Raw genomic sequence first — 15130 nt, forward strand, 5'->3', positions numbered from 1 at the left:
GGTCCGCCGGAGCCGCCACGCGCCTCCCGGCCAGCCCTGACCACCACGACGGCGGAGTCGCCGCTGCCACCGCAGCGTTGCGCTCCGCCGTCTCCGTTCGACTCACAAGGAGTTCACCGACTCATGTCACCGGTGGCGATCACCCCGGAGCACAACCCGCTCCGGTTGCCGACCGACCGACGTCTGAACCGGATCGCGGGTCCCAGCACCCTCATCATCTTCGGCGTCACGGGCGACCTGTCCCGCAAGAAGCTGATGCCCGCGGTCTACGACCTGGCGAACCGGGGGCTCCTGCCGCCCGGGTTCGCGCTCGTCGGGTTCGCCCGGCGCGACTGGGAGGACCAGGACTTCTCCCAGCTCGTGCACGACGCGGTCCGCGACCACTCCCGCACCCCGTTCGACGAGGCCGTCTGGAAGCAGCTCGAACAGGGCATCCGCTTCGTGCAGGGCTCGTTCGACGACCCCGAGGCGTTCCTCGAGCTGAAGCGCACCGTCGACGAGCTCGACGCCGAGCGCGGCACCCTCGGCAACCACGCCTTCTACCTGTCGATCCCGCCGAAGATGTTCCCGGTGGTGACCGAGCAGCTCAAGGTCTCCGGTCTCACCGAGAAGCGCGAGGGCTCGTGGAGCCGCGTCGTCGTCGAGAAGCCGTTCGGCTCCGACCTCCGCACCGCGCGCGAACTGAACGCGATCGTCGAGAGCGTCTTCGCGCCCGACGACGTGTTCCGCATCGACCACTACCTCGGCAAGGAGACCGTCCAGAACCTCCTGACGCTCCGGTTCGCCAACCAGATGTACGAACCCATCTGGAACTCGAACCACGTCGACCACGTGCAGATCACGATGGCCGAGGACATCGGCGTCGCCGGTCGTGCCGCGTACTACGACGGCATCGGCGCCGCGCGCGACGTCATCCAGAACCACCTGCTGCAGCTCCTCGCGCTCACGGCGATGGAGGAGCCCGTCTCGTTCAAGGCCGCCGACCTGCGTGCCGAGAAGGAGAAGGTGCTCTCCGCCGTGCGGCTGCCGGAGGACCTCGCCACGGCGACCGCCCGCGGGCAGTACGACGGTGGCTGGCAGGGCGGCGAGAAGGTGCTCGGGTTCCTCGAGGAGGCGGGGATGAACCCCGAGTCCACGACCGAGACCTACGCGGCGATCAAGCTCGACATCGCGACCCGTCGCTGGCAGGGCGTCCCGTTCTACCTGCGCGCCGGCAAGCGTCTCGGCCGTCGGGTGACGGAGATCGCGATCGTCTTCAAGCGCGTCCCCGAGGACGTCTACGGCAACACGGAGGCGCCGCTCGGACAGAACGCGCTGGTCATCCGTGTCCAGCCGGACGAGGGCGTCACGCTCCGCTTCGGCTCGAAGGTGCCCGGCGTCGGCACGCAGGTGCGCGACGTGACGATGGACTTCGGCTACGGGCACGCGTTCACCGAGGCCTCGCCGGAGGCGTACGAGCGACTCATCCTCGACGTGCTCCTCGGCGACCCGCCGCTGTTCCCCCGTCACCAAGAGGTGGAACTGTCGTGGAAGATCCTCGACCCGATCGAGGAGTTCTGGGCCACGCAGGGCCAACCCGAGCAGTACCGTCCCGGCACGTGGGGTCCGGCGTCCGCCGACGCCCTGCTCGCCCGAGACGGCCGGACCTGGAGGCGTCCATGAAGATCGACATGCCGAACACCACGGTCTCGAAGATCCAGAAGAAGCTCGTCCACATCCGCGAGGAGGGCGGCGCCGTCGCCCTCGGGCGCGTGCTGACACTCATCATCTCGACGGCCCTCGGCCACGAGGAAGAGGCGATCTCGGCCGCGAACCAGGCGTCGCGGGAGCACCCGATGCGCGTCATCATCGTGTCGAAGAACGACGGGGACACGAAGTCGCCCGGTCGTCTCGACGCGCAGATCCGCGTCGGGAGCGACGCGGGGGCGAGCGAGGTCATCGTCCTCCGTGCCTACGGCGAGACCGCGACCGACGAGGAGAGCCTGGTCACGGGCCTCCTGCTGTCGGACGCGCCCGTGGTCGCGTGGTGGCCGCAGGCCGCTCCCGAGCAGCCGGCGGCGTCCGCGCTGGGCCGGATCGCGCAGCGTCGCATCACCGACGCCGCCGCGCAGAAGGACCCGAACCGCGCCATCGAGGCGCTCGGGAAGTCCTACGTCCCCGGCGACACCGACTTCGCGTGGACCCGCCTGACGCTGTGGCGGAACCAGCTCGCCGCGGCGCTCGACCAGCCGCCGTACGAGCCCGTCACGGGTGTCGAGGTCTCCGGCGCGAGCGACAGCCCGTCGACGGTCCTGCTCGCCGCCTGGCTGCAGCTGCGGCTCGAGGTGCCGGTGTCCGTCGTGACCTCGCCGCGGGCCACCGGCTCCAGCGGCATCCACGGGGTCAAGCTCCACCGCGCCTCGGGCACGATCGACCTCGAGCGCTCGCTCGTCGACGTCGCGACCCTGTCGATGCCCGGCCAACCGACGCACGACCTGTCGCTGCCGCGGCGGAACCTGCGTGACTGCCTCGCAGAGGAACTCCGTAGACTCGACCCCGACGTCCTCTTCGGAGACGTCGTCAAGCACGGGGTGCCCCAGCTGCGCGAGACCATCGCCGGCTGAGCGCCCCACACGACCGGGTCCCGGGTGGTGGTCGACACGACTCCCACCCGGGCCCGGCCGGACCGAAGGCGGTCGCACCGGTCGGCCGCCACGAACACGGGAGACACGTGACCAACGAACGACGGGTGCTGGTGCACCCGGACAAGCAGTCCCTCGGCGCGTCGGTCGCCGCCCGCTTCATCACGAAGATCATCGACGTGCTGGACGAGCAGGAGCGCGCCGACATCGCGATCAGTGGCGGCTCCGTGTCGACCCTGGTCCTCGCGGCGATCGGGCAGTCGCCCGCGCGCGAGAGCGTGGACTGGTCGAAGGTGCACGTCTGGTGGGTCGACGAGCGCTGGGTCGCCGAGGGTGACGCGGACCGCAACGTCACCGGCACGCAGTCCGACTTCTTCGCGCACGTCGACATCCCCGAGACGAACATCCACCCGATGGCGCCGTCCGACGCGGGACTGACCATCGAGGAGGCCGCCGCGCAGTACGAGCGCGAGATGCAGGACGCCGCTCCCGAGGGTGCGGTCGCACCGCGCTTCGACATCACGCTGCTCGGCGTCGGCCCGGACGGCCACACGGCGTCGCTCTTCCCCGAGTTCCCGCAGCTCGCGGTCACCGACCGTGCCGTGCTGACGGTCGACGACTCCCCCAAGCCGCCGGCGCAGCGCCTGACGCTGTCGTTCCCGGTGATCAACGCCTCGCAGCGTGTGTGGGTGATCCTGTCCGGCGCCGAGAAGGCGTCCGTGCTCGGCCTCGCGCTCGCGGGTGCCGCGGTGGACGAGGTCCCCGTCGGCGGCGTGCAGGGCCGGAAGCGCACCGTGTTCTTCGTCGACCAGGACGCCGCGCGCGACGTCCCGGAGAACCTGATCGCCTCGACGTACTAGACGCAGCCCCCTGACGGACGGGAGGCGCAGTGCCGGCTGGCACCGCGCCTCCCGTCTGTCTGTCTGTCTGTCTGTCTGACGGCTGTCCCGCCGTGGTGGGCTTCTGGTCGCAGGACTTGCCGCTCACCTTCGCCGCCGACGGCATGCCGTGCGACCTGAACGGCAGCGGGCGGCACGTCGTGCAACCCGAGAGCCCGGCACCGGGAGTTCGCTCGTCGACTGCCGACCTCGGCACCAGGACGTCCAGGGACGCCGAAGGCCCCCGCACCGGGTCGGTGCGGGGGCCTCAGTGATGTCTGGTGCTACTTCGCGGTACCGCGACGCTGCCGGAGCTGCTGCAGCGCGTCCTCGAGGAGCTGCGCTGCCTCTTCCTCGGTGCGGCGCTCCTTCACGTACGCGAGGTGCGTCTTGTAGGGCTCGGTCTTCGCGACGACGGGAGGGTTCTCCTTGTCACGCCCGGCCGGGAGACCCGTGGAGGGCGAGTCGACCGTCTCCGGGATCTCGTCCTCCGGCAGGGTCGCCGAGAAGTACCGCACGACCTCGTTGCCGAGGGCATCCCAGTACGAGACCGCCACGCGCTCCGCCTGGACGCCGCGGTCCTGCTCCCCCATCGGGCCCGCGCCGACGCGCGACCCTCGGATTGCACTGCCTCCGGTTGCCATGGATCAGCTCCCCGCCGTGAACTTGTTGATGAGACCGAGCACGATGATGGACACGATCCAGACCAGACCGAGGATCACCGTGATGCGGTTGAGGTTGCGCTCGGCGACGCCGGACGCCCCGAGGTTGCTCGTCACGCCGCCGCCGAACATGTCGGAGAGACCGCCACCGCGGCCCTTGTGCAGGAGGATGAGGAGCGTGAGCAGGAGGCTCGTGATCGCGAGCAGGACCTGCAGCACGACGGAGAGTATCGCCACGACGTACCTTTCGTGTGAAGTCAGCCCTGCAAGTGTACCGGGCTGCGCGAGCAGCCAGGACACCGGGCAGGGCGTGGCTCAGGCCGGCCACGCGGACGTGACCGGCCTGAGCGAGGTGGATCAGAGTCCGACGTGCTGCCGGAAACGTGCGATGGCCGCGAACTCCTGCACGTCGAGCGAGGCGCCACCGACGAGCGCGCCGTCGATGTCGGGCTCGCGGAGGAAGCCGGCGATGTTGCCCGACTTCACCGAACCGCCGTAGAGCACGCGGGTGCTCGCGGCGAGGTCGTCGCCCCAGGCCTCGGCGATCCCGCGGCGCAGGGCGGCGCAGTCCTCCTGGGCCTGTTCCGGGGTGGCTGCCTGGCCGGAGCCGATCGCCCACACCGGCTCGTACGCGACGACGATCTCGGACGGCTTGACGGCGTCGAGGACGACCTTCAGCTGCTCGACCGGCACGACACCGGCGCCTCGCTGCTCGCGCTCCTCGCCGGTCTCGCCGACGCAGACGACCGGTACCAGACCGTGCTTGACGGCGGCGGCGGTCTTCGCGGCCACGACCTCGTCGGTCTCCCCGTGCACCGTGCGACGCTCGGAGTGCCCGACGATGACGTACTTCGCGTCGAGGGCCGCGAGGAACGCACCCGAGACGTCGCCGGTGTAGGCACCGGAGTCGTACTGCGAGAGGTCCTGCGCGCCGAACTCGATCGCGAGCTTGTCGGCCGAGATGAGCGTCTGCACGCTCCGCAGGTCCGTGAAGGGCGGGAACACCGCGACCTCGACGTCGTCGTGGTCGTGGCGCGCGTCCTTCAGCGTCCACGCGAGCTTCTGCACGGTGGCGATCGCCTGGAGGTGGTCCAGGTTCATCTTCCAGTTCCCGGCGATGAAGGGCGTGCGGGTCATCGGGACCACCCCAGTGCTTCGAGACCGGGCAGCGACTTGCCCTCGAGGAACTCGAGGCTCGCACCACCACCGGTCGAGATGTGCCCGAAGCGGTCGTCCGAGAACCCGAGGGACCGGACGGCAGCGGCGGAGTCGCCACCGCCGACGACGCCGAGGCCGTCGACCTCGGTCAGCGCCTGCGCGACGGCCTTCGTGCCGGCTGCGAACGCCGGGAACTCGAACACGCCCATCGGCCCGTTCCAGAACACCGTCTTCGAGCCGGACACCGCCGATGCGAAGCGCGCTGCGGTCTCCGGGCCGATGTCGAGGCCGATGCCGTCGGCACCGAACGACGAGGACTCGATGGCATCGGCCGCGACGGTCTCGTGGTCGGCGTCGGCCGCGAAGCCGGACGCCACGACCACGTCGGTCGGCAGGTCGATCGTCACGCCGAGCTCGTCGGCCTTCGCCAGATACGCGCGGACGGTGTCGAGCTGGTCCTGCTCGAGCAGCGACTTCGCCACCCCGTGGCCCTGGGCCGCGAGGAAGGTGAAGAGCATGCCGCCACCGATGCAGAGCGTGTCGACCTGCGGGAGCAGGTGCTCGATGACGCCGAGCTTGTCGCTGACCTTCGATCCGCCGAGCACGACCGTGTACGGCCGCTGCGGGTCCTTCGTCAGGCGCTCGAGCACCGTCAGTTCGGACTCGATGAGCGAGCCGGCAGCGCTCGGGAGCGCGGCCGCGAGCTCGTACACCGAGGCCTGCTTGCGGTGCACGACGCCGAAGCCGTCCGACACGAACGCGTCGCCGAGCGCGGCGATCCGCTCGGCGAACGCCTGGCGCTCCGACGCGTCCTTCGAGGTCTCCTCCGGGTTGAAGCGGAGGTTCTCGAGCAGCAGGACGTCGCCGTCCCCGAGGGCCTCGGCGGCCGCGGTCGCCTCGTCGCCGACGGTCTCGCCGACGAAGGTGACCTCCTTGCCCAGCAGCTCGGAGAGCCGCTGCGCCACGGGGGCGAGCGAGTACTCCTGCGCGGGCGTGCCGTCGGGGCGGCCGAGGTGCGAGATCACGATGACCCGCGCCCCGGCGTTGACGAGCGTGTTCAGCGTGCCCAGCGACGCGCGGACGCGGCCGTCGTCGGTGATCGTGCCGTCCTTGAGCGGGACGTTCAGGTCACACCGGACGACGACGCGCTTGCCGGCGAGGTCGCCGAGGTCCTCGAGGGTGCGGAGGCTCATGCCGGGAGTCGCTCGCCCACGTACTCGGTCAGGTCGACGAGGCGGTTCGAGTAGCCCCACTCGTTGTCGTACCACGAGGTGATCTTGACGAGCTTGCCGATGACCTTGGTCAGGCCGGAGTCGTAGATCGACGAGTGCGGGTCCGTCGTGATGTCGGTCGACACCAGCGGGTCCTCGCTGTAGAGCAGGATGCCCTTGAGCGGGCCCTCTGCGGCCTCCTTGTAGGCGGCGTTGATCTCGTCGACGGTGACCTCGGACGACGTCTCGAGGGTGAGGTCGGTGATCGAACCGGTGGGCACCGGCACGCGGAGCGCGTAGCCGTCGAGCTTGCCGGCGAGCTCCGGCATGACCAGGCCGATGGCCTTCGCTGCACCGGTCGAGGTCGGGACGATGTTGAGCGCAGCGGCACGGGCACGACGCGGGTCCTTGTGCGGGCCGTCCTGCAGGTTCTGGTCGGCGGTGTACGCGTGGACCGTCGTCATGAGACCGCGCTCGATGCCGAACTTGTCGTGGAAGACCTTGGCGAGCGGCGCGAGGCTGTTCGTGGTGCACGACGCGTTCGAGATGATGTTGTGGTTCTCGGGGTCGTACTGGTCCTCGTTCACGCCGAGGACGATGGTGACGTCGTCGCCGGTCGCCGGGGCCGAGATGATGACCTTCTTGGCGCCCGCGTCGATGTGCTTCTGCGCGTCGGCGGCCTTGGTGAAGAAGCCGGTCGACTCGATGACGATGTCGACGCCCAGCTCGCCCCAGGGGAGGTTGGCGGGGTCGCGCTCCGCGAGGACCTTGATCGGCTTGCCGTCGACGACGATGCTGTCGCCGTCGAGCTCGACGGAGACGCCGAGACGACCCGTGATGGAGTCGAACTTCAGCAGGTTCGCGAGGGCCGCGTTGTCGGTGAGGTCGTTCACCGCCACGATCTCGAGGTCGGAGCCCTTGGCGAGGGCGGCCCGGAAGAAGTTACGGCCGATGCGGCCGAAGCCGTTGATGCCGATCTTGACGGTCAATGGATCTCCTGGTGGGTGTGGAGCGCCCCCGGGGGCGCTGCTTTTCGGAGTCGTGGGGCCCTGCGGGCCCACGTGTGGTGGACGATACGCCCCGTAACGTCGCCGTAACGACCCTAGCAGTCGGACACTGCGCGCCCGCGCCGGATGACGGTCCGTCCGGACGGTCGCACGGCGCGCCCTGGACGCACCCCCTGGACGGACGGGAGGCGCGGTGCCAGCCGGCACCGCGCCTCCCGTCCGTCGTGCGGAGCGTCAGGGGCTACGCCCCCTCGAGCTCCTCCGGCACGCTGGCCTCGGTCCCCGGGATCCCCAGGTCCGACGCCTTCTTGTCGGCCATCGCGAGCAGGCGGCGGATGCGGCCGGCGATCGCGTCCTTCGTCATCGGCGGCTCGGCGTGCTGGCCGAGCTCGTCGAGCGACGCGTCCCGGTGCTGCAGGCGCAGCGAGCCGGCGTACTTGAGGTGGTCCGGCACCTCGTCGCCGAGGATCTCGAGCGCACGCTCGACGCGGGCGCACGCGGCGACGGCGGCCTGCGCCGAGCGGCGGAGGTTCGCGTCGTCGAAGTTCACCAGGCGGTTGGCGGTGGCGCGGACCTCGCGGCGCTGGCGCATCTCCTCCCATTCCGCGGTCGTGCGGGCGGCTCCCATGACGGTGAGCATCTGGCCGATCGCCTCGCCGTCGCGGATGACCACGCGGTGGACGCCACGGACCTCGCGGCCCTTCGCGGCGATGCCGAGGCGCGACGCGGCGCCGACCAGGGCCATCGCTGCCTCGTTGCCCGGGCAGGTCACCTCGAGGGCGGCGGCGCGACCCGGGTCGGTCAGCGTGCCGGAGGCCAGGAACGCACCGCGCCAGATGGCGGCGAGGTCCTCGCGGTTGCCGGTCGTGAGCCGGTTCGGCAGGCCGCGCACCGGACGACGGCGGGCGTCCATGAGCCCGGTCTGGCGGGCGAGCGTCTCCCCCGCCTCGAGCACGCGGACCAGGTAGCGGGTGCCACGGCGGGAGGAGGCGGACGACCCCACCGACGCCTCGCTCCGCACGCCGTACAGCTCCGCCAGGTCCTTTCGCACGCGGTGGACGATGATCCGGGTGTCGAGCTCGACCTCGACCGCGATCCTGCCCGAGATGACGTGCAGGCCACCCGCGAACCGCAGGATGGTCGCGAGTTCGGCGGCGCGGACCGTGTTGCGGTTCACGACGACCCTGGCCAGTTCGTCCTTGACCTCGGCAGTCAACGGCACAGCATCATTCCTAACGTTTTCTCTGGTGGGGTCCGCGGGTCCGGCGCACGTGGTGTGGAGCGGCCGGAGGAACGGTCACTCCCGGCCGAGATCTCGGTTCTTCACACGCACGGCGACGTCGGACATCCCGCGGAGGAGGTTCGCCAACTCGGCGACGACGGCGACCGAGCGGTGCTTGCCGCCGGTACAGCCGATGGCGATCGTAGCGTGTCTTTTGTTCTCGCGTTGGTATCCCGCGAGCACGGGCTCGAGCACGGCGGCGTAGCGCTCGACGAACGAGCGGGCTCCCGGCTGCGACAGGACGTACTCGGACACGGGGGCGTCGAGGCCGGTGTGCGGGCGGAGTTCCGGCACCCAGTAGGGGTTCGGGATGAACCGCACGTCGGCCACCATGTCGGCGTCGGCGGGCAGCCCGTACTTGAACCCGAAGCTCATCAGCGTGACCTGCACGCCGACGAAGTGGTCGTCGGCGAACCGCTCCGTCACGGCGTTCGCGAGCTGGTGGATGTTGAGGTCCGACGTGTCGATGACCACGTCGGCCGCCTCGCGCAGCGCGGACAGCCGCGACCGCTCGAGCCCGATGCCGTCGAGCAGCGTCCCGTCGCCCTGCAGCGGGTGCGGGCGCCGGACCTGCTCGAACCGGCGAACGAGCACGGCGTCGGTCGCCTCGAGGAAGAGCACCCGGACCCTTGCGGAGCTGCCCGCCCGGACCTGCTCGACGGCGTGCTCCGGGTCCGTGAAGAACCGGCCCCCGCGGACGTCGACGACGGTCGCGATCTTCGGGATCTTCTCCCCGGCGCGGTCGGCGAGCTCCGTCAGCGGGCCGAGCATCTGCGTCGGGAGGTTGTCGACCACGTACCAGCCGAGGTCCTCGAGCGCCTTGCCGACGGTCGAGCGTCCGGCTCCGGACATGCCGGTGACGATGAGGATGTCGTGCTGCTGCGACGCGGACGTCGGGGCGGGTCGGTCGTCGCTCGTGTCGCTCATGTGTGGGAGGGCTCCGTCGTGGCGGCCCGGGCCACGGCCCGGGGAGGTCTCGGCTGCGGGTGCCGGCTGCTCGTCCAGGCTACCGTCCCCCGTCCGGGGCGGCGCGGGTCACCGGGGGCGGGAGGGTCCGTCGTCGGAGACGGCGGGGACGCGGACGGGACCGGTCGGGACGGTCGGGACCGTCGGGACCGTCGGGACCGTCGGGACCGTCGGACGGGAGGCTCGGCTCGGCTCCGCCGCATCGGTCACCTCGTGCGCGTCCTGGTCGACGGCCGTGGCCCGCTCCGGCGTGCTGGAGTCGGGCTCGCTGGCGTCCCGTTCGCTCGCTTCCGGCGCGCTGGCGGCCGGTGCACTCGCTTCCGGCGCGCTGCGCGGTGTCTGCGCGAGCTTCGTGACGACCGCTGCCGCCGTCGCCGCGCCGACGCCGTTCACCTCGGCGATCTGCTCCGCCGTCGCCTCCCGCAGGCGCGCCACCGACCCGAAGTGCTTGAGCAGGGCGTTGACCCGTGTCGGACCGAGCCCGGGGATCTCGGACAGCTGCGACCGGACGTCGCGCTTCCGCCGGGTCCGCTGGTGGGTGATCGCGAACCGGTGCGCCTCGTCACGGATCCGCTGGATCAGGAAGAGCGCCTCGGAGTTGCGCGGCATGATCACCGGGAAGTCGTCGTCGGGCAGCCAGAGCTCCTCGAGACGCTTCGCGATGCCGACCAGCGCGATGTCGTGCACGCCTGCCTCGTCCATCGCCCGCTTCGCCGCCTGCACCTGCGGCTGCCCGCCGTCGACGATGAGCAGCTGCGGTCGGTAGGCGAAGCGCTTCGTCGGCTTCGTGCCCTCGACGACCTCGTCGCTGGTGGCGTCCGGGACGTCCGGCACCGCGGCGTCCTCGTCGAGGCGCGCCAGACGGCGGGACAGCACCTGGTACATGCTGTCCGTGTCGTCGGTCGTCTCGGCGATCGTGTACCGGCGGTACTGGTCCTTCCGCGGCAGCCCGTCCTCGAACACCACCATCGACGCGACGACGTTCGTGCCCTGCAGGTGCGAGATGTCGTAGCACTCCATGCGCAGGGGGGCCTCGGTCATGCCGAGGGCGTCCTGGATGTCCGCGAGGGCGGCCGACCGGGTCGTGTAGTCGGCGCTCCGCTTCGTCTTGTAGAGCATGAGCGCCTGCGCGGCGTTCTGAGCCGCCGTGCGGGCCAGGCCCGCACGGTCGCCGCGCTGCGCGGTGCTGAGCTTCGTGCCGCGCCCACCGCGCCGTTCGCTGAGCCACTGCTGCAGCGCCTCGGCGTCCTCGGGGAGCTCGGGGACGACGACCTCACGCGGGACGTCGTCGCTCGTCGCGTACTGGCCCTGGACGATCTGCTCGACGAGGTCACCGGTGCTGATGTCGAGCTCCTTGTCGACCACCCAGCCCCGGACACCGCGGATGCGCCCGCCTCGGACCGAGAAGAGCTGCACGGCGGCCGCGAGCTCGTCCTCGGCGACGCCGAACAGGTCGAGGTCGACCGAGTCGCGGAGGACGACGGCCGACTTCTCGAGCACGGCCTCGAGGGCACCGACCTGGTCGCGGTACTTCGCGGCCTGCTCGTAGTCCATCGCGTCGGCCGCCGCGGCCATGCGCTGCCGCAGGGTCGTGATCACCCGGCGGTCGTAGCTGCCCATGAAGCGGACGAACTCCTCGACGATCGCCCGGTGCTCCGCGATGGTGACCTTCTGCGAACAGGGGCCACCGCACTTGCCGATCTGCCCGGGGAAGCACGGCTTGCCGGTCTGCATCGCCTTCTTGTACGACGAGTCCGAGCAGGTGCGGATCGGGAAGACCTTGATCATCAGGTCGATGGTGTCGTGCACCGCCCAGATCTTCGGGTAGGGCCCGAAGTACTTCGCGCCCTTGATCTTCCGGTTGCGCGTCACCATCACCCGCGGCGACTCCTCGCCCAGGGTGATCGCCATGTACGGGTACGACTTGTCGTCCCGGAACTTGACGTTGAAGGGCGGGTCGAACTCCTTGATCCAGGTGTACTCGAGCTGCAGGGCCTCGATCTCGGAGCCGACCGTGGTCCACTCGACGCTCCGCGCGGTGAGCACCATCCGCCGGGTGCGCTCGTGCAGGGTCGGCAGCGGGGCGAAGTAGTTGCTCAGCCGGGCGCGGAGGTTCTTCGCCTTGCCGACGTAGAGCACCCGGCCGGCCTCGTCACGCCACCGGTAGACGCCTGGGTCGGTCGGGATCTCCCCCGCCTTCGGCCGCCAGGAGACGGTGTCCGCCACCTACCGAGCACCCGCCTTCTGCTTGCCCTGCTGCTTCGCGCCCTGGTGCGCCGCGGCCGGCTGCTTCGCGCCGTGCTGCGCGGTGCCCTGCTGCTTCTGGGTGGCCTGCCGCGCGCCGACGGCCTGCTCCTTGCCGACACGGGCGTCCTGCGCGTCGAAGATCTCGCGGAGGAAGACGCCGGTGTGGCTCTCGGGGACGTCGGCCACGTGCTCCGGGGTCCCGACGGCCAGGACCGTGCCACCGCCGGCGCCACCCTCTGGTCCCATGTCGACCAGCCAGTCCGCGGACTTGATCACGTCGAGGTTGTGCTCGATCGTGATGACGGTGTTGCCCTTGTCGACCAGGCTCTGCAGCACGAGCAGCAGCTTCCGGACGTCCTCGAAGTGCAGACCGGTCGTCGGCTCGTCGAGCACGTACACGGTGCGGCCGTTCGAGCGGCGCTGGAGCTCCGTCGCCAGCTTGACGCGCTGGGCCTCGCCGCCGGAGAGCGTCGTGGCGCTCTGCCCGAGGCGCACGTACCCGAGGCCCACGTCGACGAGCGTCGCCATGTAGCGGTGGATCGCGGAGATCGGCTCGAAGAACTCGGCCGCCTCGCTGATCGGCATGTCGAGGACCTCGGAGATGTCCTTGCCCTTGTAGTGCACCTGGAGCGTCTCGCGGTTGTACCGCGCACCACCGCAGACCTCGCACGCGACGTAGACGTCGGGCAGGAAGTTCATCTCGATCTTGATCGTGCCGTCGCCGGAGCAGTTCTCGCAGCGGCCGCCCTTGACGTTGAAGCTGAACCGGCCGGGCTGGTAGCCGCGGGCCTTCGCTTCGGGCGTCTCAGCGAACAGCTGCCGGATGCGGTCGAACACGCCCGTGTAGGTCGCCGGGTTCGACCGCGGCGTGCGGCCGATCGGTGCCTGGTCGACGTGCACGACCTTGTCGAGCTGGTCGAGGCCCTTCACGCGGGTGTGCTTGCCGGCGATGTGCCGAGCCCCGTTGAGCTGGTTCGCGAGCACCTTGTACAGGATGTCGTTCACCAGGGTCGACTTGCCGGAACCGCTGACACCGGTGACCGCGGTGAAGACGCCGAGCGGGAAGTCGACGTCCACCTGCTTGAGGTTGTTCGCTCGGGCACCCTGGACGCTGATCACGCGCTTCGGGTTGACCTTCCGGCGCTCCGCCGGCACCTCGATCGCACGACGGCCGGCGAGGTAGTCCCCCGTCACCGACTCGCGGTTCTCGATGATGCCCTCGTACGAGCCGGAGTGCACGACCTTGCCGCCGTTCACGCCGGCGCCCGGTCCGATGTCGACGACCCAGTCGGCCGTGCGGATGGTGTCCTCGTCGTGCTCGACGACGATGAGCGTGTTGCCGAGGTCCTTGAGCTTGACGAGCGTGTCGATGAGTCGACGGTTGTCGCGCTGGTGCAGACCGATGCTCGGCTCGTCGAGCACGTAGAGCACGCCGGTCAGGCCCGAGCCGATCTGCGTCGCGAGCCGGATGCGCTGCGCCTCGCCGCCGGAGAGGCCGCCGGCCCCGCGCGCGAGGGTGAGGTAGTTGAGGCCGACCTCGAGCAGGAACTCGAGGCGCGCCCGGATCTCACGGAGCACCGCGGCGGCGATGTGCGCCTCGCGCTCGGTGAGCGTGAGCTCCTCCATGAAGCCGTAGGCCTGGTCGAGCGACATGTCGGTCACGTCAGCGATGCTGCGGCCGTCGACCGTCACCGCGAGGACCTCGGGCTTGAGGCGCGTGCCGTCGCACACCGGGCAGGGCACCTCGCGCAGGTAGCCCTGGAAGCGCTGCCGCTGCGAGTCGGACTCGGCCTCGGCGAACTTGCGCTCGATGTAGGGCATGACGCCCTCGAAGCCGCTCGTGTACCGCATCTCGCGGCCGAAGCGGTTCTTCCACGACACCGAGACCTGGAAGTCCTTGCCGGTCAGGATCGCGGCCTGCACGGTGGGGTCGAGCTGGTTCCACGGGGTGTCGAGGCTGAACCCGAGGTCCTTGCCGAGGCCGGCGAGGAGCTTCTCGAAGTACGAGTACAGCCCGCTCGTACCGGTCCAGGGCAGCAGGACGCCGTCACGCAGCGACGCCTCGGGGTCGCCGAGCACCAGGTCCGGGTCGACCGACATGCGCGTGCCGAGCCCCGAGCACACGGGGCAGGCACCGAAGGGGGCGTTGAACGAGAACGTGCGCGGCTCGATCTCGGTCAGCGCGAGCGGGTGGTTGTTCGGGCAGGAGAGGTTCTCGGAGTAGGTCCGGACCGCACCGGGCCCCTCGTGGTCGACCAGGTCGATCGCCACGGTACCGCCCGTGAGCCGCAGGGCGGTCTCGAGGGAGTCGGTGAGGCGGCCGAGGATGTCGTCGCTCGCGACGAGGCGGTCGACGATCACCGAGATGTCGTGCTTGACCTGCTTCTTCAGCTTGGGCGGGTCGCTCAGCTGGACCCGCTCGCCGTCGACGATCGCGCGGGCGTACCCGGAGGCGGCGAGCTCCTGGAACAGGTCGACGAACTCGCCCTTCTTCTTCGAGACCACCGGCGCGAGCACCTGGAAGCGCGTGCCGGTCTCGAACTCCATGAGCTGGTCGGCGATCTGCTGCACGCTCTGCTTGCTGATCACCTCGCCGCAGACGGGGCAGTGCGGGACACCGATGCGCGCCCAGAGCAGGCGCATGTAGTCGTAGACCTCGGTGATCGTGCCGACGGTCGAGCGCGGGTTCCGGTTCGTCGACTTCTGGTCGATCGAGACCGCCGGGGAGAGCCCCTCGATGAAGTCGACGTCGGGGCGGTCCACCTGGCCGAGGAACTGGCGCGCGTACGCCGAGAGCGACTCCACGTAGCGACGCTGGCCCTCGGCGAAGATCGTGTCGAACGCGAGCGAGGACTTGCCGGACCCGGACAGCCCCGTGAAGACGACGAGCGAGTCGCGCGGGATCTCGAGGTCGACGTCGCGCAGGTTGTGGACGCGAGCACCCCGGACGCTGAGCGTCGAGGTGCTGTGCGGCGCCGTCCCGCCGGGGATGTGGAGGTCTGCGGGCTCGCCGAAGGCGTTCCGGCCCGGGGTCGCGGTTCCGCGGTCAGAGGTGATGGTCATCGCAGACGATTCTACGAAGCAGCACCGACATCCGT

The 15130-nt window shown here is 70.4% G+C and carries 12 protein-coding genes; 3 read left to right on the forward strand and 9 right to left on the reverse strand.

The genetic code is table 11. The features are described 5' to 3' along the window. The first annotated feature begins 123 nt into the window (after positions 1-123). The 3 genes from zwf to pgl all read left to right on the forward strand — a co-directional run bounded on the left by zwf (position 124) and on the right by pgl (position 3481). Positions 124-1662, forward strand: coding sequence for a glucose-6-phosphate dehydrogenase (gene zwf / locus C1N91_RS08635; RefSeq protein WP_137767398.1), 1539 nt, complete (start codon positions 124-126; stop codon positions 1660-1662). Then, entirely contained in the window at positions 1659-2603 is a 945-nt protein-coding gene (locus C1N91_RS08640; protein WP_137767399.1) for a glucose-6-phosphate dehydrogenase assembly protein OpcA, read from the forward strand. The genes zwf and C1N91_RS08640 overlap by 4 nt, the downstream gene beginning before the upstream one ends. 107 nt (positions 2604-2710) lie before the next feature. Then, a complete protein-coding gene (gene pgl, locus C1N91_RS08645) occupies positions 2711-3481 on the forward strand; it encodes a 6-phosphogluconolactonase (protein ID WP_137767400.1) in 771 nt (256 codons plus the stop codon). A 302-nt stretch (positions 3482-3783) separates the two neighbouring features. On the opposite strand, the gene C1N91_RS08650 is transcribed toward pgl, so the two are convergent. From C1N91_RS08650 to uvrA, 9 genes are all read right to left on the reverse strand, one after another. After that, complete coding sequence (locus C1N91_RS08650) at positions 3784-4143, reverse strand: RNA polymerase-binding protein RbpA (protein ID WP_058727798.1); 360 nt, start codon at positions 4141-4143, stop codon at positions 3784-3786. A gap of 3 nt (positions 4144-4146) precedes the next feature. Then, positions 4147-4398: a preprotein translocase subunit SecG gene (gene secG, locus C1N91_RS08655; RefSeq protein WP_058727797.1), complete on the reverse strand. Its 252-nt coding sequence runs from the start codon at positions 4396-4398 to the stop codon at positions 4147-4149. Between the two features lie 120 nt (positions 4399-4518). Next, positions 4519-5298, reverse strand: a complete 780-nt coding sequence (tpiA, locus tag C1N91_RS08660) for a triose-phosphate isomerase (RefSeq protein ID WP_137767401.1) — start codon at positions 5296-5298, stop codon at positions 4519-4521. Next, positions 5295-6512 (reverse strand): phosphoglycerate kinase, encoded by a 1218-nt coding sequence (locus C1N91_RS08665; protein WP_137767402.1) that lies wholly within the window; start codon positions 6510-6512, stop codon positions 5295-5297. Before C1N91_RS08665 ends, tpiA begins: the two co-directional genes overlap by 4 nt. Beyond that, positions 6509-7519 carry a type I glyceraldehyde-3-phosphate dehydrogenase gene (gap, locus tag C1N91_RS08670; protein ID WP_058727794.1) on the reverse strand — a complete coding sequence of 337 codons (1011 nt, stop codon included), beginning with the start codon at positions 7517-7519 and terminating at the stop codon, positions 6509-6511. The genes C1N91_RS08665 and gap overlap by 4 nt, the downstream gene beginning before the upstream one ends. A gap of 259 nt (positions 7520-7778) precedes the next feature. Next, entirely contained in the window at positions 7779-8759 is a 981-nt protein-coding gene (gene whiA / locus C1N91_RS08675; protein WP_137767403.1) for a DNA-binding protein WhiA, read from the reverse strand. A gap of 75 nt (positions 8760-8834) precedes the next feature. Beyond that, complete coding sequence (rapZ, locus tag C1N91_RS08680; RefSeq protein ID WP_137767404.1) at positions 8835-9746, reverse strand: RNase adapter RapZ; 912 nt, start codon at positions 9744-9746, stop codon at positions 8835-8837. Positions 9747-9854: 108 nt separating this feature from the next. Further along, positions 9855-12011 (reverse strand): excinuclease ABC subunit UvrC, encoded by a 2157-nt coding sequence (gene uvrC / locus C1N91_RS08685; protein ID WP_254678197.1) that lies wholly within the window; start codon positions 12009-12011, stop codon positions 9855-9857. Continuing rightward, the gene (gene uvrA / locus C1N91_RS08690; RefSeq protein ID WP_254678198.1) at positions 12012-15095 is read right to left on the reverse strand and encodes an excinuclease ABC subunit UvrA; all 3084 of its coding nucleotides are present in this window, start codon (positions 15093-15095) and stop codon (positions 12012-12014) included. Between the last annotated feature and the right edge of the window lie 35 nt (positions 15096-15130).

It is taken from the genome of Curtobacterium sp. SGAir0471 (assembly GCF_005490985.1).
Classification (GTDB): Bacteria; Actinomycetota; Actinomycetes; order Actinomycetales; family Microbacteriaceae; genus Curtobacterium.